The sequence below is a fragment of the Luteimicrobium subarcticum genome (assembly GCF_002798015.1).
In the GTDB taxonomy this organism is placed as follows: domain Bacteria; phylum Actinomycetota; class Actinomycetes; order Actinomycetales; family Cellulomonadaceae; genus Luteimicrobium; species Luteimicrobium subarcticum.
The window spans coordinates 531,106-552,023 of sequence record NZ_PGTZ01000006.1 but is presented as its reverse complement, the minus strand read 5'-3'; the positions used below and the strand labels follow the sequence as shown (position 1 = coordinate 552,023).

Annotated in this window: 19 protein-coding genes and 1 riboswitch; of the genes, 7 read left to right on the top strand and 12 right to left on the bottom strand. The window is 72.8% G+C overall.

The genetic code is table 11. From position 1 onward, the window contains the following. Positions 1 to 20: 20 nt before the first annotated feature. The 3 genes from CLV34_RS03165 to CLV34_RS03155 are packed head-to-tail and all read left to right on the top strand — an operon-like array spanning position 21 to position 2,542. Entirely contained in the window at positions 21 to 1,580 is a 1,560-nt protein-coding gene (locus CLV34_RS03165; protein WP_211289332.1) for an AlkA N-terminal domain-containing protein, read from the top strand. Further along, positions 1,577 to 2,119: a methylated-DNA--[protein]-cysteine S-methyltransferase gene (locus CLV34_RS03160; RefSeq protein ID WP_245858943.1), complete on the top strand. Its 543-nt coding sequence runs from the start codon at positions 1,577 to 1,579 to the stop codon at positions 2,117 to 2,119. The genes CLV34_RS03165 and CLV34_RS03160 overlap by 4 nt, the downstream gene beginning before the upstream one ends. 18 nt (positions 2,120 to 2,137) lie before the next feature. After that, positions 2,138 to 2,542, top strand: coding sequence for a VOC family protein (locus CLV34_RS03155; protein WP_100348751.1), 405 nt, complete (start codon positions 2,138 to 2,140; stop codon positions 2,540 to 2,542). Positions 2,543 to 2,594: 52 nt separating this feature from the next. Here the strand turns inward: CLV34_RS03155 and CLV34_RS03150 are convergent, their stop codons facing one another. The 5 genes from CLV34_RS03150 to CLV34_RS03130 form a co-directional block, all read right to left on the bottom strand. Continuing rightward, positions 2,595 to 2,975, bottom strand: coding sequence for a hypothetical protein (locus CLV34_RS03150; protein ID WP_100348750.1), 381 nt, complete (start codon positions 2,973 to 2,975; stop codon positions 2,595 to 2,597). 142 nt (positions 2,976 to 3,117) lie between these two features. Continuing rightward, entirely contained in the window at positions 3,118 to 3,999 is an 882-nt protein-coding gene (purU, locus tag CLV34_RS03145; protein ID WP_100348749.1) for a formyltetrahydrofolate deformylase, read from the bottom strand. Positions 4,000 to 4,045: 46 nt separating this feature from the next. Beyond that, entirely contained in the window at positions 4,046 to 5,260 is a 1,215-nt protein-coding gene (locus CLV34_RS03140; protein ID WP_245858942.1) for a lysophospholipid acyltransferase family protein, read from the bottom strand. Then, on the bottom strand, positions 5,257 to 6,168 hold the full coding sequence (locus CLV34_RS03135) for a phosphatidate cytidylyltransferase (RefSeq protein WP_100348748.1): 912 nt from the start codon (positions 6,166 to 6,168) through the stop codon (positions 5,257 to 5,259). The genes CLV34_RS03140 and CLV34_RS03135 overlap by 4 nt, the downstream gene beginning before the upstream one ends. Continuing rightward, on the bottom strand, positions 6,165 to 6,782 hold the full coding sequence (locus tag CLV34_RS03130; protein ID WP_100348747.1) for a CDP-alcohol phosphatidyltransferase family protein: 618 nt from the start codon (positions 6,780 to 6,782) through the stop codon (positions 6,165 to 6,167). Before CLV34_RS03130 ends, CLV34_RS03135 begins: the two co-directional genes overlap by 4 nt. Before the next feature lie 149 nt (positions 6,783 to 6,931). On the opposite strand from CLV34_RS03130, the gene CLV34_RS03125 reads away from it, so the two are divergent. Then, positions 6,932 to 7,450 carry a GNAT family N-acetyltransferase gene (locus tag CLV34_RS03125; protein ID WP_100348746.1) on the top strand — a complete coding sequence of 173 codons (519 nt, stop codon included), beginning with the start codon at positions 6,932 to 6,934 and terminating at the stop codon, positions 7,448 to 7,450. Between the two features lie 123 nt (positions 7,451 to 7,573). Here CLV34_RS03125 and CLV34_RS03120 read toward each other — a convergent pair whose 3' ends face one another. The 4 genes from CLV34_RS03120 to CLV34_RS03105 form a co-directional block, all read right to left on the bottom strand. Next, the gene (locus CLV34_RS03120) at positions 7,574 to 8,854 is read right to left on the bottom strand and encodes a sugar ABC transporter permease (protein WP_100348745.1); all 1,281 of its coding nucleotides are present in this window, start codon (positions 8,852 to 8,854) and stop codon (positions 7,574 to 7,576) included. Beyond that, the gene (locus CLV34_RS03115; protein WP_245858941.1) at positions 8,851 to 9,729 is read right to left on the bottom strand and encodes an ATP-binding cassette domain-containing protein; all 879 of its coding nucleotides are present in this window, start codon (positions 9,727 to 9,729) and stop codon (positions 8,851 to 8,853) included. Before CLV34_RS03115 ends, CLV34_RS03120 begins: the two co-directional genes overlap by 4 nt. Positions 9,730 to 9,837: 108 nt before the next feature. Beyond that, complete coding sequence (locus tag CLV34_RS03110; RefSeq protein WP_100348744.1) at positions 9,838 to 10,935, bottom strand: sugar ABC transporter substrate-binding protein; 1,098 nt, start codon at positions 10,933 to 10,935, stop codon at positions 9,838 to 9,840. A gap of 198 nt (positions 10,936 to 11,133) precedes the next feature. Next, positions 11,134 to 12,390, bottom strand: a complete 1,257-nt coding sequence (locus CLV34_RS03105) for an ROK family transcriptional regulator (protein ID WP_342747193.1) — start codon at positions 12,388 to 12,390, stop codon at positions 11,134 to 11,136. Between the two features lie 12 nt (positions 12,391 to 12,402). Further along, a riboswitch (ZMP/ZTP riboswitch) is annotated at positions 12,403 to 12,491 on the top strand. A 98-nt stretch (positions 12,492 to 12,589) separates the two neighbouring features. On the opposite strand from CLV34_RS03105, the gene glyA reads away from it, so the two are divergent. From glyA to CLV34_RS03090, 3 genes are read left to right on the top strand one after another with little or no spacing between them, the layout of a single operon-like run. Then, complete coding sequence (gene glyA / locus CLV34_RS03100) at positions 12,590 to 13,885, top strand: serine hydroxymethyltransferase (protein ID WP_100348742.1); 1,296 nt, start codon at positions 12,590 to 12,592, stop codon at positions 13,883 to 13,885. Continuing rightward, entirely contained in the window at positions 13,882 to 14,772 is an 891-nt protein-coding gene (locus CLV34_RS03095) for a bifunctional methylenetetrahydrofolate dehydrogenase/methenyltetrahydrofolate cyclohydrolase (protein ID WP_100348741.1), read from the top strand. The genes glyA and CLV34_RS03095 overlap by 4 nt, the downstream gene beginning before the upstream one ends. Positions 14,773 to 14,776: 4 nt before the next feature. Further along, positions 14,777 to 16,072, top strand: a complete 1,296-nt coding sequence (locus CLV34_RS03090; protein ID WP_100348740.1) for an aspartate aminotransferase type Ic — start codon at positions 14,777 to 14,779, stop codon at positions 16,070 to 16,072. Between the two features lie 102 nt (positions 16,073 to 16,174). Here the strand turns inward: CLV34_RS03090 and CLV34_RS03085 are convergent, their stop codons facing one another. From CLV34_RS03085 to CLV34_RS03075, 3 genes are all read right to left on the bottom strand, one after another. After that, the gene (locus CLV34_RS03085; protein WP_100348739.1) at positions 16,175 to 16,726 is read right to left on the bottom strand and encodes a carbohydrate-binding protein; all 552 of its coding nucleotides are present in this window, start codon (positions 16,724 to 16,726) and stop codon (positions 16,175 to 16,177) included. 208 nt (positions 16,727 to 16,934) lie between these two features. Then, positions 16,935 to 18,677, bottom strand: coding sequence for a glycosyl hydrolase family 18 protein (locus CLV34_RS03080; protein WP_100348738.1), 1,743 nt, complete (start codon positions 18,675 to 18,677; stop codon positions 16,935 to 16,937). A 280-nt stretch (positions 18,678 to 18,957) separates the two neighbouring features. Beyond that, positions 18,958 to 20,910 carry a glycosyl hydrolase family 18 protein gene (locus tag CLV34_RS03075; protein ID WP_100348737.1) on the bottom strand — a complete coding sequence of 651 codons (1,953 nt, stop codon included), beginning with the start codon at positions 20,908 to 20,910 and terminating at the stop codon, positions 18,958 to 18,960. Positions 20,911 to 20,918 lie beyond the last annotated feature (8 nt).

Sequence of the window (20,918 nt, the reverse complement as noted above, 5' to 3'; positions counted from 1 at the left end):
GCAGGGCGCATGATGGACGGGTGATCCCGTCCTCCGACCTCTGCGTCCGCGCCGTGCAGAGCCGCGACCGTCGTTTCGACGGCCAGTTCTTCACCGCCGTGCGCACCACGGGGATCTACTGCCGGCCGTCGTGCCCGGCCCCGTCGCCGAAGCCCGCGAACATGACCTTCTACGTGAGTGCGGCCGCGGCGCAGCGGGCCGGGTTCCGAGCGTGCAAGCGGTGCCGCCCGGACGCCACACCCGGCTCGCCCGACTGGGACGCCCGCGCCGACGTCGTCGGCCGCGCCGTCCGGCTCATCGACGACGGGGTGGTGGACCGCGAGGGCGTGCCCGGGCTCGCACGCCGGCTCGGGTACTCGGAGCGGCAGGTCGAGCGGCAGCTCGTGGCGGAGCTCGGCGCCGGCCCGCTGCAGCTCGCGCGGGCGCGGCGCGCCCAGACGGCCCGCACCCTGGCGGAGTCGACCGAGCTGCCCCTGTCGGACGTCGCGTTCGCGGCGGGGTTCGCGAGCCTGCGGACGTTCAACGAGACGGTCCAGGAGGTCTACGCCCTGACCCCGACGCAGCTGCGGGAGCGGGCGGAGCCGCGGGTGCCGCGCGGTCCGACGCCGACGACCGCTGTGCCGACGACCGCTGTGCCGACGACCGTGTGGCATACCATCACGGTCCGGCTCCCGTACCGCGCCCCCCTGACCCCGGACAACCTCTTCGGACATCTCGTCGCGACGGCCGTCCCGGGTGTCGAGGAGTGGCACGACGGCGCCTACCGCTCGACCGTCGGGCTGCCGCACGGTCCCGCGATCGTGGCGCTCGCGCCCCGGGACGGGTTCGTCTCCGCGACGCTGCGGCTCGCCGACCTGCGTGACCTGTCGGCGGCGATCTCGCGCTGTCGTCGGGCGCTCGACCTGGACGCCGACCCGGAGGCGGTGGACGCGCTGCTGGCCCGCGACCCGGCCCTCGCGCCGCTCGTCGCGTCCGCGCCGGGGCGCCGGGTGCCGCGGACGCTCGACCCGGAGGCGTTCGTCGTGCGGGCCGTGCTCGGGCAGCAGGTCTCGACCGCGGCGGCACGCACGCACGCGGGGCGGCTCGTCGCAGCTCTCGGCACCCCGGTGGACGACCCCGCAGGGGGCTTGACGCACCTGTTCCCGAGCGCGGCGGCGCTCGCGGACGCGGACGACGCGCACCTGGCGATGCCGGCGGGGCGCCGCGCGGCGGTCCGGGCGGTCGCCGCCCTGGTCGCGTCGGGCGAGCTGGACCTGCGCGCGGGCGCGGATCGTGTGCGGTCGTCCGGGGTGCTCGGTGCGGTGCCGGGTGTGGGTCCGTGGACGGTGGGGACGGTCGCGATGCGGGCGCTCGGCGACCCGGACGCGTTCGTCCCGGGCGACCTGGGCGTCCGGGCGGGCGCGGCGTCGCTCGGGCTGCCGTCCACGCCGGGCGCGCTGACCCGGCACGCCGCGGCGTGGCAGCCGTGGCGCGCCTATGCCGTGCAGCACCTGTGGGCGACGGGCGACCACCCGGTCAACCGGATGCCCGCGACGACGTCATCAGACCCATCGACAGCACCCGAGGGGGAGCAGCAGTGACCGACCCGAAGGCCATCCAGAGGACCGCACCTCAGACCCGCACGGTCCACGCCGTCGTCGACAGCCCGGTCGGGCCGCTGACGCTGGTCGCGGACGACGACGCGCTGGCGGGCGTCTTCATGACGGACCAGCGTCACCTTCCGGCGGACGACCGCTTCGGGGAGCGGGTCGCGGCGTCGGACGAGCCGGTGCTCGCGGCGGCGGCCAGTGAGCTGGCCGAGTACTTCGCGGGCGAGCGGGAGGAGTTCGACGTGCCGCTCGCGCCGCGCGGCACGGACTTCCAGCAGCGGGTGTGGGCGCGCCTGCGCGAGATCCCGGCGGGTGCGACGACGACGTACGGGACGATCGCCGCCGACCTGGGCCTGCCCCCGGGGGCGTCCCGCGCGGTCGGTGCGGCGGTGGGGCGCAACCCGATCGGGATCGTCGTGCCGTGCCACCGCGTGGTGGGCGCGTCGGGTGCCTTGACGGGCTACGCGGGCGGCCTCGAGCGGAAGGTGTGGCTGCTGGAGCACGAGGGCGTTCTCGCGTCGGCACCCTGAACCGGTGAGGATGGCCGGATGAGCAGCCTCGTCGCGCACACGACCATCGACGCCCACGACGCGTACGCGCTGTCGGAGTTCTGGAAGCGGGTGCTGGGGTACGTCGACCTCGACGGCGACCCGAACCTGCCCGGGCACGAGGAGTGCATGATCCGCGACCCGGAGACAGGTCACCGCTTGCTCTTCATCGAGGTCCCGGACGACAAGGTGGTGAAGAACCGCCTGCACCTCGACCTGAGGCCCCGGGACGTCGGACGTGAGGCGGAGGTCGAACGGTTGCTGGCGCTCGGCGCGATGGTCGTCGCGGACCGGCGGGTCGACGGCGGGGCGGGCTGGTTCACGCTCGCGGACCCGGAGGGCAACGAGTTCTGCGTGCTGCGCAGCCAGGACGAGCTCGACGCCGCGGGGGTCGCGCAGCCCTGACACGACCGGTGACGCCGCCGGTGCCGAGGCGCTGAGGGCGCCGCGCGGGCGGTCAGCGGTGCTGCGGCGTGAAGGACGTCGAGCAGGTCCAGGTGCTCCGCCCGCTCGTCGCGGTGACGCTGACGGGCACCTTCCGACCGACGGTGGCGCCGGAGATGCTGTAGGTGACGGTCGCGCGGCCCGTCGACGTCGCGGTCGCGTGCTTCGTGTTCGTGGTGGTCTTGTACTTCGCCTGGACGGTGACCTTGGCGCGGGCGCCGACGTGCGAGACGCGGACGGTCGTCGAGGAGTACTGCTTCGGCTTCGTCGTGCTGAGCGTGACGGTGCAGCGGTGCGCGGTGCTCGCCTGGGCCGGCCCGGCGACGAGCGCGGGGACGACGGCGACGGACGCGAGGAGGGCGGTCGCGAGAGCGAGGGAGGCGGGACGGCGCACGGTGGCTCCTGGGCGGTGACGAGGCGGTGACGATCGGGTCCGGGGCGTCGGCCGGAGCCGACGGGAGATCGTAGGCCGACCCGCGGCGGAACGGATGCGGGCGAAGCGGTCGTTGCCCGTCACACCGGGCGGGTGAATCGCGTCAGCGGAAGACGACCGTGCGCTTCCCGTCGAGCAGCACGCGGTGCTCGGCGTGCCAGCGCACGGCGCGGGCGAGGGTGCGGGCCTCGACGTCCTGGCCGATGCCGACGAGGTCGGACGGGTGCCGGGTGTGGTCGACGCGCTCGACCTCCTGCTCGATGATCGGCCCTTCGTCGAGGTCACCGGTCACGTAGTGCGAGGTCGCGCCGATGAGCTTGACGCCGCGGTCGTGCGCCTGGTGGTAGGGGCGGGCGCCCTTGAAGCTCGGCAGGAACGAGTGGTGGATGTTGATGACACGTCCGGACAGGGCGGTGCACAGCTCGTCGGACAGGATCTGCATGTACCGGGCGAGGACGACGAGCTCGGCGCCGCTCTCCTCGACGATGCCGAGCAGGCGGGCCTCGGCGTCGGCCTTGGTCGCCGTGGTCACGGGCACGTGGTGGAACGGCACGCCGTAGAACTCTGCGAGGGGGCGCAGCGCCTCGTGGTTGCCGACGACGGCGACGACGTCGATCGGCAGCGCGCCGGAGCGCTGCCGGAACAGCAGGTCGTTGAGGCAGTGCGCGGCGGTCGACACCATGATGACCGTCGGCACGGCGCGGCCGACGACGTCGAGCGACCACGTCATGTCGAACTGCTCGGCGACGGGTGCGAGCGCGCTCTCGAGCTCGGCGCGGTCTGCGCCGGACGCGACCTGCACGCGCAGGAAGAAGCGCCCGGACGTGGGGCTGCCGAACTGCTGAGACTCGGTGATGTTCCCGTCGTGCGCGGCGAGGACCCCGGTCACCGCGTGCACGATGCCGGGGCGGTCGGGGCAGGACAGCGTGAGGACCCAGTGCGTCGGGTGCTCAGGGCTGGTGGCGGTGACGGGCTGCTCGGGCACCCGCCCAGGGTAGTCGCCGGGGGCTGGTGGGCGGTGCCGGTCTGCGTCAGTCCCGGCGCCAGCGCCGGGCGACGACGGCAAACCCGGCGACGTACGCGCCGGCGAGCGCGACCTCGTACGGTCCGAAGAAGCGCTTGAGGAACGGTCGGGCCCTCGTGGCGGCGACCCCGACGGCGGCGCCGACGACGACGGCCCGAGCCCCGCGGGCGCCGATCGCGTGGAGCGCGAGCGGCACGCGGGGCACGCCTTCGTCGGCGGCGGCCTGGGCGTAGAGCTTCACGGGGACGCCGTTGAGCGCCTGCCGCCAGATGCCGCGCGCGCCGACGGCCATGTGCTCGCGCGCGGTGGCGCGCATGGACGGCGTGGTGAGCGGCGCGGGGGGACGCGCGCCCCGGGCGGTGAGCGTGGTGGTCACGAGGACGCCCGCGACGGACCCGGCGGTGAGGGCCGCGACGGTCGCGGGGACCCGTCGTGGGTGCGCGGCGGCGAAGATCGCGAGGAACATCTCGTTGGTGACGGGCCAGGAGACGGCTTCGGCGAAGCCCCACCCGAACGCGCCCGCCAGCCCGGCGCGGCCCGCCATGAACCGGTGGGTGCGCCGCCACAGCGCGGACGTCGTGGGCCGCGCCGGGCCGCGGGCGAGGAGCTCGCGGATCTGGTCGCGCACGACGTCCATGCCGCGCTCGTCCCACTCCTCGGGGGCGACGGGCGTGCCGAGGCGCACCTCGACGGGCGCGGGGGCGAGGCGTCCGCCCTTGGGCAGGAGGTCGTGGGTGCCGACGATGGCGACGGGCAGCAGCGGCACGTCGTACTCGCGGGCGAGGTGCATGGCGCCGGAGCGGAAGTCGCCCAGGTCGCCGTCGACGCTGCGGGTGCCCTCGGAGTACAGCAGGAGGGAGCGGCCGTGGCCGAGCACGTGCGCGGCCTCCTCCGAGAGGGCGGCGTACCCGCCGCCGCCGGAGCGGTCGAGCGGCACGGCTCCGACGAAGGTGCGGGCGAGCCAGGACCGCAGCGGGTCGGCGAACCAGTAGTCGCCCGCGGCCGCGGCGACGGGCCGGTACGGCGCGGGGAACGCGGCGAGCACGGCGGGGGTGTCGGCGTGCGACGAGTGGTTGGCGACGAGGACCATCGCCTCGACGGGCGCGCGGCCGACGACGCGGAACCCGCCCGCGGCCTGGAACGCGCCGCGCCACAGGCGGTGCCGCAGCAGGGCGGGCAGTGAGGTGCCGGCCGGGAGCCCGACGCGTCGGCGGCCGGTCACGAGAGCACCACTGCGAGGGGCAGGACGAGCAGGAGCGAGTCCACCCGGTCGAGCAGTCCGCCGAACCCGGGCAGCCAGCTCCCGGCGTCCTTGACGCCCGCCTGACGCTTGACCATCGACTCCACGAGATCCCCTCCGACCGCCCCGACGACGACGGCGACGAGGAGGCCGGCGGTGAAGCCCCCCAGCAGCAGAAGCACGAGCGCGGCGCCGACGGCGGCGCCCACGAGGCCGCCCACGGTCTTGCTCGGGCTGAGCGGCGACAGCGGCCGGCGCGCCCACCGCAGGCGGCGCAGCCCGTTGCCGCCGCACCAGGCGGCGACGTCGGTCGCGGCGGCGGCGAAGCACACGAGGAACGCCTGGTTGCCGAGCAGCACGAGGTTGGCGAGCGACCAGCAGATCCAGATCGAGCCGAACGCGGTCGACGCGGAGCGCCGGAGCCCGTGCTCGACGTCCCCGGCGGCGAGCGAGGGCGCGGCGCACGCGAGCGCGAGGACGGGCACGAGGGCGAGGGCGCGCGGCTCGAGCCACGCCGCGAGCGGGTAGGCGACGGCGAGCACGAGCAGAACGACGACGTCGGGCCGCGGCAGGTCGGCGAGCCGCGCGAACTCGAGGACGCACACCACGGCGACGGCGGCCGCGAAGAGCGCCGTGGACCACGACCCGAGCCACAGCGGGATCCCGAGCACAGGCAGCACGAACGCCCACGTGGTCCAGCGGGCGCGCAGCTCGGGCCGTCCGCTGACGAGCACGGGCACGGCGGCGACGGCGAGGACGACGACCGAGACGAGCAGGAAGAAGACGGCGCGTCCTTCGAGGTCGACGTGCAGCGACCCGACGTCGAAGCGCAGGGAGAAGGCGTCGCGGTCGAGGCCGAGCGCACCGAGCGGGTCGACGGCGCGCCTCACGCGACGTCCGCCGCGGTCGCGTCGGCAGACGGACGCAGGGCCTCGTGCGCGCGGCGGGCGCGCAGCGCGGCTGTCAGCAGCGACCCGGCGACGAGCACGCCGCACCACACGGGCAGCAGACCGGGGAGCGCGCACGCCACGACGAGCAGGAGGCAGCGTTCGGTCTTGCCGAGCGGGCCGCCGTTCTGCCGCAGGGCGCCGGCCCCCGCCGCGGCGAGCGACACGAACGTCGGGAGGGTCGCGGCGACGCACGCGACGAGCACCCACACCAGGTCGGCGTCGTCGCCGACGCGCGCCGCGAGGACGGCGAGCCCCGCGAACGCGAGCAGGTCGCCCGACCGGTCGCCGAGCTCGTTGAGCACGAAGCCCCAGGGGCGGGACACCCCGCGGGCACGCGCGACGGCACCGTCGAGGTTGGCGCCCGCGAGACGCCCGACGAGCAGGACGAGGGCGAGCGGCCACCAGCCGAGGGCGAGCGCCACCCCGGCGAGCGCGGCGGAGACGACACCGAGCGCCGTGAAGACGTCGGGGGAGGTGCCGCGCGCGACGGCGAGGCGCACCCCGGCGTCGAGCCTCCCGGTGAACCACGGCTTGAGTCGGTAGAGCCCCTGCATGGCGCGGAGTCTAGGGGGACGGGCGGACGCGCGGCCCGCGTCGTCCACGGAGGCCGGTTGGCCCGGCGCGCGACCGGTCGCACGGCCGGCGGCGGGTCGGGCAGCGCGCCGGGCAGCGCGAGCCCGGCCGCCTCTGCCACGATGGGGGTATGAGCGAGACGCAGACCCGGATCGACCGTGTGGGCGACGAGACCGCGGGGGAGCTGCTCACGCTGCGGCGCGCGGCGTTCGTCACCGAGGCCCAGCAGTACGGTGACCCCCACATCCCGCCGCTGACGCAGACGCTGCACGAGCTCCGCGCCGACCTGGCCCGCGAGGACGTGGTGACCATCGGCGCGTGGGACGGGCACCGCCTCGTCGGCTCGGTGCGCGTCGAGATCGACGGCCAGAAGGCGACGCTCGGTCGGCTGGCCGTGGCGCCCGACCAGCAGGGCCACGGCATCGGCACCCAGCTGATGTGGGCGGTGCTGCCCTACCTGCCGGAGCAGACGACCGAGATCTGGGTGTTCACCGGCAAGGACTCGCGGCAGAACCTCGCGATGTACCAGCAGCAGGGCTACGAGGAGCAGTTCGACAAGTCGGCCGGCGACCTCACGTACACCTACCTGCGTCGCATCCTCGGCGAGGCGCAGGCGCGCGCGGCGTCCGCCGACACGACGGACGACTGACTCTGGCCCGCTGCTCGCCGGCCGCTCGCACGCAGCGACCACCGGGCGCCCGGCGCACACGGCGAAGGCCGGCCACCCTCGCGGGGTGGCCGGCCTTCGCCGTCGTGCGGAGCTGCTGGCGGGTCAGCCGCGACCCGCGGACTTGCGCGACCGGCGCGAGACCGAGTCGATGATCACGGCGAGCAGCAGCACCGCGCCCGTGATCATGTAGCGGACGGACGAGTCCAGGTTGAGCAGGTTGAGGCCGCTCGAGATGGACTGGATCACGAGGATGCCGAGCAGGGCCGAGTAGGCCGAGCCGCGGCCGCCGAAGAGGCTCGTGCCACCGATGACGGCGGCTGCGATCGCGTTGAGGTTGGTGTCGCCGGTGCCGCTCGACTGGTTGGCGTTGGCGATGCGGCCCGCGGCGAGCAGGCCGCCGACGGCGGCGAGCGACGAGCAGAGCACGAACACGCTGATGAAGACGCGGTTCACCTTGATGCCGGCACGACGCGCGGCCTCGACGTTGCCACCGACGGCGAACACCGAGCGGCCCCAGCGGGTGCGGCGCAGCACGAGGTTCATGAGCACGACGATCGCGACGAACAGCACGACCATGTAGCCGATGCCACGGCCCTGCGTGCGGCCCTCACCGCTGTTGAGGTAGGCGATCGCGACGCAGGCGACGACGAGCGCGAGCCCAGCGCGGACGCCGATCTCGACGAACGACTGTGCCGACAGGCCGGCCTTCGCCCGCTGGTTGCGCCGTGCGAGCGACGCGAGGACGTACACGACGGTCGCTGCGGCCGCGATGATGTACGACGCGACGGGCGTGAGGAACATCTGCTGGCAGAACCGCACGAACCACGAGTCGAACGGGATGTTGATCGAGCCGTCGGCGCCGAGGATCCAGAGCTGGAGGCCGAGGAACCCGAGGAGGCCGGCGAGCGTGATGACGAAGCTCGGGACGCCGAACCGGGTGTAGAGCAGGCCGTAGAACAGGCCGATGACCGCACCGGCGGCGATGGCGGCCACGATGGCGACGGCGATGGGCCAGCCGTGGTTGACGAAACCGACGGCGAGCATCGCCGCGGACACGCCGCTCACGGACCCGACGGACAGGTCGATCTCGCCGAGCAGCAGCACGAGCACGATGCCGACCGAGATGGTCCCGACCGCCGCGGACTGGAGCAGCAGGTTGACCAGGTTGCCGGGCGACAGGAAGTTCGAGTTGAGCGACTGGAAGACGATCCAGATCACGATGAGGCCGACGACGACGGGCAGGGAGCCGAGGTCACCTCCGCGGAGACGTCCCAGCTCGGCCTTGACGCGGCCTCCGAACCCCTGGGACTGGAGCAGACGCTCGTCCTGCAGGTCGGCGGCCACGGCCCCGATGTTCTCCTTCTGGGGGGTGGTGGTGCTCATCGGGTCTCTCCCTCGGGGGCGTCGGTCTTCGCGACGGAGACGTGCCCGGGCAGGGCGGACGCCTCGGGCTGGCTGGCGCGCGCGGTGGCACGCTTCGTCACGGCGTTGTCCGTGGCGCCGGTGATCGCGGCGATGATGTCCTCGTACGAGGTGTCGGCGACGGCGAAGTCCCCGTTGTTGCGCCCCAGGCGGAGCACGACGACACGGTCTGCGACGGCCTGCACGTCGGCCATGTTGTGGCTGATGAGGATCACGCCGTGCCCGCGGTCGCGCAGGCGTTCCACGAGGTTGAGCACCTCTGCGGTCTGCGCGACGCCGAGCGCTGCGGTCGGCTCGTCGAGGATGACGACCTTCGGGTCACCGAGCAGCGACCGGGCGATCGCGACGGTCTGGCGCTGACCGCCGGACAGCGACGCGATCGGGATGCGCACGGACGGGATCTTGGCGGAGAGCTGTCGCAGGAGGTCCCAGGAGCGCTTCTCCATCGCGACCTCGTCGAGGGTGCCCGCGCTGGTCTTCTCGTGACCGAGGAACAGGTTCGCGACGACGTCGAGGTTGTCGCACAGCGCCAGGTCCTGGAACACGGTCGCGATGCCGAGGTCGCGGGACTCGGCGGGCGTGCCGATGCGGGCCGGCTTGCCGTCGAACGTGATCGTGCCCTCGTCCTGAGGGTGGACTCCGGCCATGACCTTGACGAGAGTGGACTTTCCGGCGCCGTTGTCGCCGACGAGGGCCACGACCTCGCCCTCGTGGACGTCCAGGTCGACGTCGGTCAGCGCCTGCACGGCGCCGAACCGCTTGGTGATGCCGCGCAGCGAGAGCACGAGGTTCTGCTTCGAGGCGCTGGGGGCCGGTGCGGCGGTCGTCTGAGTCACCGGAGCTCCTTCCGGGGTGGGGTGCGTCGTAGCGCCGCGGCGGGGGGCGCGCGGCGGAGCCGGGCGGCCGTCCTCCCGGTGGGGAGGTCGGCCGCCCGGCCGGGGGTGTTACTTCAGGCCGGCCTTGGTGCAGGCGGCGGCGTAGTCGGCCGTGCAGATCTGGTCGACCGTGTAGACGCCGTCCTTGACGACGGTGTCCTTGATGTTGTCGACCGTGACCGTCTGGACCGGGAGGAGCGACGTGATGACGCCGTCCGTGTCGGGGGACGTTCCGGTCGGCTGCTTGTCGTTGAGCAGGTCGACCGCGGCCTGGGCGGCGTTCTCGGCCTCCTGCTTCACCGACTTGTAGATCGTCATGTACTGCTGGCCGGCGACGATGCGCTGGATGCCGGGGAGCTCGGCGTCCTGGCCGGTCACGGCGGGCCACGGCGAGACGTTGGCGGCCTGCATGGCGGCGACGGCGCCGCCGGCGGTGCCGTCGTTGGCGGCGTACACGCCCGTGAACTTGCCGGAGAACTTGGTGACCTGGCTCTCCATGAAGGCCTGGGCCTTGTCAGGGCTCCAGTCGGGGGTGTCGTACTCGGCGAGGATCTTGTACCCGCTCGAGTCCAGGACGGAGTGCGCGCCCTTCTTGAACAGGGTCGCGTTGTTGTCGGTGGGCGACCCGTTGATCATGATGATGCCGCCCTTCTTGTCCGGGTCGGACTTCTGGAGGGCCGCGACGAGGGCCTTGCCCTGCTCCACGCCGACCTGCTCGTTGTCGAAGGTGACGTAGTACGCCAGCTTGCCACCCGTGATGAGGCGGTCGTACGAGATGACCGGGACGTTCTTCTGGTTGGCCTCGTTGACGATGCTCGCCGCAGCGGCGCCGTCGACCGGGTCGAGCACGAGGACGTCGGCACCCTGCGTGAGCGCGGTCTCCGCCTGCTGCAGCTGCTTGTCCTTGTCCTGGTCGGCGTTGTAGTAGAGCGTCTCCGTGTCAGGCGAGAGCTCCTTGAGCTTGGCCGTGAACAGCGGCTTGTCCAGGGCCTCGTAGCGCGCGGTCTTCGACTCCGGGAGAAGCAGGGCGACCTTGCCGCCCTTGCTGCCGCCGTCGGTCGAGCCGCCGGACGAGTCGTTGTTGTCCGAGCTGCAGGCCGCGAGGGCGCCCATTCCGAGCGCGAGCATGGCGGCCATCGAGACAGCCCTGGTGGTGGACTTCTTCATTGAGGCACCTCCGAGTAGGTGTCCGCCTGCGTTGGCGGTCGGTACGAGTCAACTCGTCAGCGCACCTTGTCGTCAAGTCTTGAACGCAACGGTTTGGTTACGGACCTGTCAGTGGAGCAGTTCGAGTGTCTCGCAGGGGAGCCCTGGTGTCCTGCGGACACTCCGTGCGCCGGGCGGGCCGGGGCGCGCCGGTCCGGGTCAGGAGGGGACGTTCGCCATGACGTTGACGGTCGCGTGCTCGATCGCGAGCGCGATCGCACCGAGGATCTCGGCCTCGCCCTGGAGCTCGGCAGGCACGATCTCGAGCGCCCCGGACGCCGCCGGCAGCGCGGAGCGCCCCACCGTCTCGCGGATCGGGTCGAGGAGGATGTCACCCGCCCGCGCGAGCTCCCCGCCGACGACGACGCGCGACGGGTTGAGCAGGTTGCACAGGTTCGCGAGCGCGATCCCGACGGCCCGCCCTGCGTCCGCGACCACCCGTCGGCAGCCGGCGTCGCCCTCGAGCGCGAGCCGGATGACGTCGCGCAGCGTCAGGGCGCCGTGGCTCACCCGGAGGAGCTCGAGCAGGTGCTGCGCGCCTGCGAACGTCTCGAGGCAGCCGCGGTTGCCGCAGCGGCAGATCGGTCCGTCCTCGTCGATGGTCACGTGACCGAGCTCGCCCGCGGTCCCGATGGACCCGCGGTACACCTCGCCGTTGATGATGAGCCCTGATCCGATCCGGTGCGAGACCGAGACGTAGGCGGCCTGCGCGACGTCCTTGGCGGCGCCCTGTCGCAGCTCGGCGAGCGCGCCCAGGTTGGCGTCGTTGTCGACGAAGACGGGCGCGCCGAGGCGTTTGGAGGTCACGCGTGCGATCTCGACGCCGCCCCATCCGCGGAGCATCGACGAGGACGAGACGTGCCCCGTCGACGTGTCGAACGGAGCAGGGACGCCGAGCCCGACGGCGAGCAGCTCGGGCAGCGTGGCGTCGAGCGACTCGACCATGTCGGCGAGCAGCAGCGCGACGCGGTCGAGCCCGGCGTCGGCGCGGTGGTCGGTGCCGAGCGGCATGCGCTGGTCGGCCAGCACCTGCCCGGTCGCGTCGGCGACGGCCACGCGCAGGTGGCGCGCACCGAAGTGGACGCCGGCGACGAGCCCGACGTTCCGGGCGAGGGTGACGTACTGCGAGCGCCGTCCGCTGCGGGTGCTGGGTGTCGTCTGGAGGATGCCTGCGGCGACGAGCTCCTTGACGATGTTGGAGACGGTCGCCGGCGAGAGGCCCGTGGAGCCGGCGAGCTCGACCTGCGCGAGTCCTCCGTGGTGCTTGACGGCTTCGATGATGCGCGCACGGTTGGATTCACGAAGCGATGTCTGCGACCCCGGCGTCGCCCGCTTTGCGTTCACATCTTTAACTCTAGCGGTCGTCGCCGCGTCCGTGGGGTGCAGGAGCGAGAAGCCACTCGGGCGGGGCGCCACGGTGCGTTAGCATAATCGCGTCGCGACTGGCGCAAGGTGGATGACCACCGGGGAGCGACACAGCAGTTCAGGACTTCGGGTCGTTCGCCTGGGCCCCGGTCACCACCTGAGAGGTGCGTGCCCGCACCCGCGAACCCACGGGCCTCTCGGGACACGTTCCAGCACGATGTCACCGATCGACGCCGCCCCGAGGAGAACGATGAGCGCCCAGTCCCCGAACCCCAGCGACGCCCTCAACCTGCCCCTGTCCGAGCTCGACCCCGAGATCCAGGCCGTCCTCGACGGCGAGCTCGCCCGCCAGCGCGGCACGCTCGAGATGATCGCGTCCGAGAACTTCGTCCCGCGTGCCGTCCTCGAGGCCCAGGGCTCCGTCCTCACGAACAAGTACGCCGAGGGCTACCCCGGACGCCGCTACTACGGCGGCTGCGAGCAGGTCGACATCGCCGAGAACCTCGCGATCGCCCGCGCCAAGTCGCTGTTCGGCGCCGAGCACGCGAACGTCCAGCCGCACTCGGGCGCCACGGCCAACGCGGCCGTCCTGCACGCGCTCATCAACAAGGGCGACAAGATCCTCGGCCTCGAGCTCGCGCACGGCGGCCACCTCACGCACGGCATGAAGATCAACTTCTCGGGCCGGCTCTACGACGTCGCCGCGTACGGCGTCGACGCCGAGACGTACCGGATCGACATGGACCAGGTGCGCGAGAAGGCGCTCGCCGAGCGCCCCGACGTCATCATCGGCGGCTGGTCCGCGTACCCGCGCCACCTCGACTTCGCGGCGTTCCGCTCGATCGCCGACGAGGTCGGCGCGAAGCTCTGGGTCGACATGGCCCACTTCGCCGGTCTCGTCGCCGCGGGCCTGCACCCGTCGCCCGTCCCGTACGCCGACGTCGTGTCGTCCACCGTGCACAAGACGATCGGCGGCCCGCGGTCGGGCTTCATCCTCTCCAAGGAGGAGTACGCCAAGAAGATCGACTCCGCGGTCTTCCCCGGCCAGCAGGGCGGCCCGCTCATGCACGTCATCGCCGCGAAGGCGGTGTCGTTCAAGGTCGCCGCATCCGAGGGCTTCCGGGACCGTCAGGAGCGCACGCTGCGCGGTGCGCAGATCATCGCGGACCGCCTGGCCCAGCCCGACGTCTCGGCTGCCGGCGTCTCCGTGCTCACCGGCGGCACCGACGTCCACCTCGTGCTCGTCGACCTGCGCCACTCCGACCTCGACGGCCAGCAGGCCGAGGACCTCCTGCACACCGTCGGCATCACGGTGAACCGCAACGCCGTGCCGTTCGACCCGCGCCCCCCGCGCGTCACGTCCGGCCTGCGCATCGGCACGCCGGCGCTCGCCACGCGCGGCTTCGGCGACGCCGAGTTCACCGAGGTCGCCGAGATCATCGCGACCGCGCTGCGCGAGGGCACCGGCACGGACGCCGAGGCGCTGCGCGCCCGCGTCGACACGCTCACCGAGGCCTTCCCGCTCTACCCGGGCCTGCAGCAGTGACCGCTCAGGTGCTGGACGGCCTCGCGGCCGCGGCCGCGATCAAGGCCGAGCTGCGCGAGCGGGTCACGGCGCTGCGCGAGCGCGGCGTCGTGCCCGGCCTCGGCACGCTGCTCGTCGGCGAGGACCCGGGCTCGGTGAGCTACGTCGGCGGCAAGCACCGCGACTCCGCGGAGATCGGCGTCGAGTCGATCCGCGCCGACCTGCCCGCGGACGCGACCGAGGCCGAGGTCCACGAGACCATCGCGCGCCTCAACGCCGACCCCGCCGTGACGGGCTACATCGTCCAGCTGCCGCTCCCGCGGGGCATGGACGAGCACGCCGCGCTCGTCGCGGTCGACCCCGCCAAGGACGTCGACGGCCTGCACCCGGCGAACCTCGGCGAGCTCGTGCTCGGGGTCGACGGCGAGATCTCCACGCCGCTGCCGTGCACGCCCGCCGGGTGCCTGGAGCTGCTGCGCCGCAACGACGTGTCGGTGTCGGGCAAGCACGTCGTCGTGATCGGGCGCGGGCTCACCGTCGGTCGCCCGCTCGGGCTGCTGCTGACCCGCAAGGGCGTGGACGCGACCGTCACGCTCACGCACTCGCGCACCACGGACCTCGCGGCCGAGGTGCGCCGGGCCGACGTCGTCGTGGCCGCCGTGGGTGTGCCTCACCTGGTCAAGCCCGAGTGGGTCAAGCCGGGCGCGGCCGTCCTCGACGTGGGCGTCACGCGGGTCGGGACCACGGCGACGGGCCGGGCGAAGCTCGCGGGCGACGTCGACCCCGGCGTGGCCGAGGTCGCCGGCTGGCTCTCGCCGAACCCCGGCGGGGTCGGACCGATGACCCGGGCGATGCTGCTCGCCAACGTGGTGGCCGCCGCGGAGCGCACCGTCGGTCGGGCAGGATGAGCGCATGAGCGAGAACACCGGCAGGCCCGTCGTCGCCGACCTCGACGCCGCCGCCCTGACCACCCTCCACGCCACGCTGCTCGACGAGTACGCCGCCCTCCAGGCGCGCGGGCTGCGTCTCGACATCACGCGCGGCAAGCCGTCGCCGGAACAGCTCGACCTGGCACAGCCCCTGCTGGGGCTGCCCGGCGAGGACGACTTCCGCGCGGCGGACGGCACCGACACCCGCAACTACGGTGGGCTCGCGGGCCTGCCCGAGCTGCGGGCGATCTACGCCGACCTGCTCGGCATCCCGGTCGAGCAGCTCCTCGCGAGCGGCACCTCGAGCCTCACCGTGATGTTCGACGTGCTCGCGTACGCCTTCCTGTTCGGGCGCGACGGCTCACCGCAGCCGTGGGGTCGGGAAGAGAAGGTCCGCTGGATCTGCCCGGTGCCCGGGTACGACCGGCACTTCGCGATGCTCGAGCACCTCGGTATCGAGATGGTCACGGTCGACCAGACGCCCGACGGTCCCGACGTCGAGGCGATCGCGCGGCTCGTCGCCGACGACCCGACGATCAAGGGCCTGTGGCTCGTGCCGACGTACTCGAACCCGGGCGGCGAGACGACGTCCGCGGAGGTCGCGGCGCGGCTCGCCGCGATGCCGGCGGCCGCACCGGACTTCACCGTCCTGTGGGACAACGCCTACGCGGTGCACCACCTCACCGACGACGAGTCGAAGGCCGTCGACGTGCTCGGCCTGGCTGCGGCGTCGGGGCACCCGGACCGCTTCGTGGTCTTCGCGTCGACGTCCAAGGTGACGTTCGCGGGCGCCGGCGTGGCGTTCCTCGCGGGGTCGCCGAGCACGGTCGCGTGGTACCTGCGGCACCTCGCGTTCGGGTCCATCGGTCCCGACAAGGTGAACCACCTGCGGCACGTGCGGTTCCTGCGGGACGCCGACGGGGTGCGGGCGCACATGCACCGGCACCGCGAGATCCTCGAGCCGAAGTTCGGGGCCGTGCTCGACACGCTCGACGCCCGCCTGGGCGGCACGGGCACGGCCACGTGGAACACGCCGCGCGGCGGGTACTTCGTGAGCCTCGACGTCGTCGACGGGACCGCGCGTCGCGTGGTCGAGCTGGCGAGGGAGGCGGGGATCGCGCTCACGCCCGCCGGGGCGTCGTTCCCCTACGGGCACGACCCGCGCGACCGCAACATCCGCATCGCGCCGACGTTCCCGCCGGTCGACGAGATCCGCGTGGCGATCGACGGCCTCGCGACCTGCGTGCTGCTCGCCGCGGTGGAGCAGCGGCTGTCCTGACGACGGGGTCGGCCGGGAGGACGTCCTCCCGGCCGACCGCGCGACGCAGCACCTCCGCCCCGCTCGCGCCGTCCGCGCCGGACGGACGGCTGGGCAGGGTCGTCAGGACGCGGCGAAGACAGGCTCCGGGACCCACGGGCCGAACGGGTCGACACCCGGCTTCTCGCCGAGCGTCCACCAGCGCGCGCGGTATGCCGCGCCGCCGTACGTCACCCGCTCGCCGCCCCGGTACACGGTCGTGGCGGACCACGGCGCCGTCGCGGGCACGGTGGTGGTCGGCACCGTGGTGGTGGGAACCGTGGTGGTGGGCACGGGCGTCGTGCTCGTCGGCGTGGGGTCGAGCCGGTCCGGGCAGCTCTGCGTGGCGCTCCAGGACGACCCCGTCCCGGGCACCTCGCCGCGGGTGGTCGTGCGCGCCGTGTAGATGATGTTGCGGTAGGCGGCGGTCTGCCCCGGCGTGTAGGTGACGTCGGGGTACCACGCCGAGTAGGGGCAGCCGGGCCCGGCGTCCCCGCCGACCACGGCCGTCGGGGTGGGGTCGGCGGCGAGCGCCGGGCCGGCGAGCGCGAGGCCGGTGGCCCCCAGGCCGAGCCCGAGCGTGAGCGTGAACCCGATCGTGAGGCGGGACGTGCGTGGTCGTGGTGCGGGATGCATGGGGCGGTCCTCCACGGTCGTGGCCGGACACCGTCGTCCGGCCGGCACGTCGAGCCTAGGGGCGGGCGGCGCTCGGGCGGCATGGGGGAGACCACGCAAACCTGCAGTTCAGGGTCACGAGCACCGCGACGGGACGAGGCCCCGGGGCAGGTGCCCCGGGGCCTCGTCCGTCGTGCGGTACCGGCGGTGGGCCGGCGTCAGGCGTGCGTCAGCAGGTGCCCTGCAGCGCCCAGGCGCCCCACTGGCTCGCGCCGGGCGTCTCGCCCTGCGTCCACCACTGCGCCTTGTAGGTCTTGCCCTGGTAGGACACGACCGAGCCGCCCGTGTAGACCGCGGTCGAGGACCACGCGGTGGCCGTGCAGGTGCCGCCCGTGGCGGTCGGCGTGGCCGTGGCCGTCTTCGTCGGGGTGGCGGTCTTGGTCGGCGTGGCCGTCGCCGTCGGGGTGGCGGTCTTGGTCGGCGTGGCGGTCGCGGTCGGGGTGGCCGTCGCCGTCGGCGTCGTGGTCGGCGTGGACGTGCCGCCGCCGGTCAGCGGGCCCTTGGCGCCGGTGCCGAGCTTGGCGAGGACGGCCGCGGGCAGGACGCCGGCACGGTCACCGTCGAGCTCCCACCACATGGCGCCGCCGAGGCCCTTGGCGCGGATGTAGTCCGCCTTCTGGCCCACGGTGTCCGGGGTGTCGAGGCTCCACCAGCTGGTGCCGTCGTAGCGCCAGGCCGAGCCGGTCTTGGCGTCGTAGTAGCCGGTGCCGAGCGACTTGATCTTGTCGTAGTCCTCGATGCCCTTCTCGTACGTGCCGGCGGCACCGTCGGTCGCCGCCGACCACGGGGTGGAGGACTTCACGCCGGTCCAGCCACGGCCGTAGAGCGCCATGCCGAGCGTGAGCTGCGAGGCCGGCACGCCGGCGTCGGTGTACGTGCGGATCGCCTTGTCGGCGCTGTACTGCTGGTTCGCGGCGCGCGGGTCGGCCGGGTCGTCGTACAGGTTGATCTGGTGACCGGCGAGCGTCGGGTTCCACGCCCCCCACAGGTCGTAGCCCTGCACGTTCACGTAGTCCATGTACTTGAACAGCTCGGGGTCGTTCCAGTGCCCGACCTTGATGTTGACCGGGTCGGCGGGGGCGAACGCCGAGAGGATGTACTTCTGGCCGCTCGTGGCCGAGTAGGCGTCGAGCTGCGTGCGGAACTCCTTGGCGAGCAGGACGAGGTTCGGTCCGTCGTTCGCCGGGTCCACGATGTTGCCGGTGAGGCCGGCGTCCGTGCCGGGCCACTCCCAGTCGATGTCGAAGCCGTCGAACACGCCCGCCGCGGCACCCGCGCCGCCGCGACCGTCGTAGGACGGCAGGTTGCCCTTGATGAACATGTCGATGCAGGACGACACGAACGCCTTGCGCGACGCGTCCGTCTTGGCGGCCGTCGACCAGTGCTTCGAGTAGGTCCAGCCACCGATCGACAGGACGACCTTGAGGTTCGGGTACTTCGCCTTCAGCTCCTTGAGCTGGTTGAAGTTGCCCGCGAGCGGCTGGTCCCACTTGTCGGCGACGCCGCTGACGGAGTCGGCCGCGCTGTACGACTTGTCGTAGTCGGCGAACTGGTCGCCCGCGCCCACGCCGTCGTTGGCCGTGCCGGAGTTGCCGACGGCCTTGTTGGCCTCGAAGCACTTGCCGTCCGCGCTGATGTTCGCGAACGCGTAGTTGATGACGTTGAGGCTCTTGACGTCACCGGCCTTCTCGATGTCCTTGACCTGGAAGTTGCGGCCGTAGATGCCCCACTGGGCGAAGTAGCCGACGCTCCGGAAGCCGTTGATCGGCGTGTCCGGCGTCGTGGTGGCGGGCGTCGCCGCGGCGAGCGGCTGGGCCTGGGACGGGGCGGCAGCGACCAGCAGCGAGCCGGCGACGGCTGCTGCCGCGAGCGCGCCGAGGGCGCGCCGGCTGCGGCGGGGGTTGAGGTGCATGTCCGGGGTTCCTCCACGGTGTGGGTGGTCCGACGGCGACGTCGGACACGATGTGAACAAAAGATTAATAAGGGAACAAATACCTGGGCCATACGGGGAATCTCGGAGATTCCGCTCGCACGCCGCGCGGCTCCATCAGGGATTGCCACAGACTGCGCGGGCGGGCCGGGCAGGGGGAAGGGCCCCGGGCGCGTGCCCGAGGCCCTTCCTCGTCGTGCGGCCGCTCCTGCTCGTGCAGCGGGATGCGGCGTGCGTGTCGCTGGTGTGACCGGCTCCTGCGTCAGCAGGTGCCCTGCAGGACCCACGCGCTCCACTGGCTGGCGCCGGGGGTCTCGCCCTGGCTCCACCACTGGGCCTTGTAGGTCTTGCCCTGGTAGGAGACGACCGAGCCGCCCGGGTACGCGGCCGACGCGGACCAGGCCGCCGCCGAGCAGGTGCCCGTGCCGCCCGTCGACGTGGCCGTCGACGTGGGGCTGATCGTGGTGGTCGGGCTCGACGTCGTGGTCGAGGTGCCCGAGCACGTGCCCGTCGCCTTCCACGCGGCGGACGTGCCCGGGGTCTCGCCCTGGGTCCACCACTGCGCCGTGTAGACCGTGCCGTTGTACGACGCCTGCTTGCCGCCCGTGTAGACCGTCGCCGCAGACCAGGCCGCGACCGAGCACGTGCCCGACGTCGGGGTGGCCGTCTGCGTCGGTGTCGTGGTCGGGGTGGACGTCTGCGTCGGTGTCGTGGTCTGGGTGGGCGTGGCCGTCTCGGTCGGCGTCGTGGTCGGCGTCGTGGTCGGCGTCGAGGTGCCGCCACCCGTGACCGGGCCGGCCGTGCCGGTGCCCAGCTTCGCGATCGCGGCGGCCGTCAGGACGCCCCCGCGGTCACCGTCGAGCTCCCACCACATGGCCCCGCCGAGGCCCTTGGACCGGATGTAGTCCGACTTGGCGGCCACGGTCTGCGGGGTGTCGAGGCTCCACCAGTTGTTGCCGTCGTAGCGCCACGCGGCGACGACCTTGGAGTCGTAGTACCCGGTGCCGACGCTCTTGAGCTTGTCGTAGTCGTCGATGCCGGTCTCGTACGTGCCCGGGGCGCCCGCGGTCGCGGCCGACCACGGCGTCGACGACTTCACGCCGGTCCAGCCGCGCCCGTAGAGCGCCATGCCGAGGCCGAGCTGCGACGCCGGGACGCCTGCGTTGAGATACGTGCGGATCGCCTTGTCTGCGCTGTACTGCTTCGCCGGCTCGCGCGGGTCGGCGGGGTCGTCGTACAGGTTGATCTGGTGACCGGTCTGTCCCGGCTCCCACGCGCCCGCCAGGTCGTAGCCCTGGACATTGACGAAGTTGAGGTACTTGTAGAGCTCCGGGTCGTTCCAGTGGCCCACCGTGATGTTGTTCGGGTCCGCCGGGCCGAACGCCGACATGAGGTACTTCTTGCCGCTCGTGGCCGTGTACGCGTCGAGCTCGGTGCGGAACTCCTTGGCGAGCAGGACGAGGTTCTTCCCGTCGTTGACGGGGTCGACCACGTTGCCGGTGAGGCCGGCGGTGGTGCCGGGCCACTCCCAGTCGATGTCGAAGCCGTCGAAGATGTTCGCGGCCGAGCCCGTGCCGCCGCGGCCGTCCACCACGGGCAGGTTTCCCTTGATGAACATGTCGATGCAGGACGACACGAACTTCTTGCGCGACGCGTCGGTCGCGGCGATCGTCGAGAAGTTGCGCGAGTAGGTCCAGCCGCCGATCGACATCATGACCTTGACGTTCGGGTACTTCGCCTTGAGCTGCTTGAGCTGGTTGAACGAGCCGGCGAGCGGCTGGTCCCAGGTGTCCGCGACGCCGCCGACCGAGTTCCCGGCCGTGTACGTCATGCCATAGTCGGCCCACGAGTCGCCCGCGCCGACGCCGTCGGCCGCGGTGCCCGAGTTGCCGACGGCCTTGTTCGCCTCGAAGCAGGTGCCGCTCGTCGAGATGTTCGCGAACGCGTAGTTGATGTGCGTGAGGTTCTTGATGGCGCCCGAGGTGACGATGTCGTTCACCTTGTAGTTGCGGCCGTACACGCCCCACTGGGCGAAGTAGCCGACGTTGCGGAAGCCGTTGATGGCACTGTCGCCCGACGACGTCGCGGAGGCGTCGGTGGCGAGCGGAGCGGCGGCCTGGGAGGGCGCCGCGGCGAAGAAGAGCGAACCGGTGACGGCGGCCGCTGCGGCCGCGCCGATCAAGCGCGATGTGCGCCGGGGGAGCGAGGGGTGCATCCGGGATC

Bases quoted from the DNA above. Each gene is read 5' to 3' on its own strand.
- glyA (WP_100348742.1), top strand. From the start codon at position 12,590: ATGAGCGCCCAGTCCCCGAACCCCAGCGACGCCCTCAACCTGCCCCTG.
- CLV34_RS03155 (WP_100348751.1), top strand. From the start codon at position 2,138: ATGAGCAGCCTCGTCGCGCACACGACCATCGACGCCCACGACGCGTAC.
- CLV34_RS03085 (WP_100348739.1), bottom strand. From the start codon at position 16,726: ATGCATCCCGCACCACGACCACGCACGTCCCGCCTCACGATCGGGTTC.
- CLV34_RS03080 (WP_100348738.1), bottom strand. From the start codon at position 18,677: ATGCACCTCAACCCCCGCCGCAGCCGGCGCGCCCTCGGCGCGCTCGCG.
- CLV34_RS03110 (WP_100348744.1), bottom strand. From the start codon at position 10,935: ATGAAGAAGTCCACCACCAGGGCTGTCTCGATGGCCGCCATGCTCGCG.
- CLV34_RS03075 (WP_100348737.1), bottom strand. From the start codon at position 20,910: ATGCACCCCTCGCTCCCCCGGCGCACATCGCGCTTGATCGGCGCGGCC.
- CLV34_RS03125 (WP_100348746.1), top strand. From the start codon at position 6,932: ATGAGCGAGACGCAGACCCGGATCGACCGTGTGGGCGACGAGACCGCG.
- CLV34_RS03130 (WP_100348747.1), bottom strand. From the start codon at position 6,782: ATGCAGGGGCTCTACCGACTCAAGCCGTGGTTCACCGGGAGGCTCGAC.
- CLV34_RS03120 (WP_100348745.1), bottom strand. From the start codon at position 8,854: ATGAGCACCACCACCCCCCAGAAGGAGAACATCGGGGCCGTGGCCGCC.
- CLV34_RS03090 (WP_100348740.1), top strand. From the start codon at position 14,777: ATGAGCGAGAACACCGGCAGGCCCGTCGTCGCCGACCTCGACGCCGCC.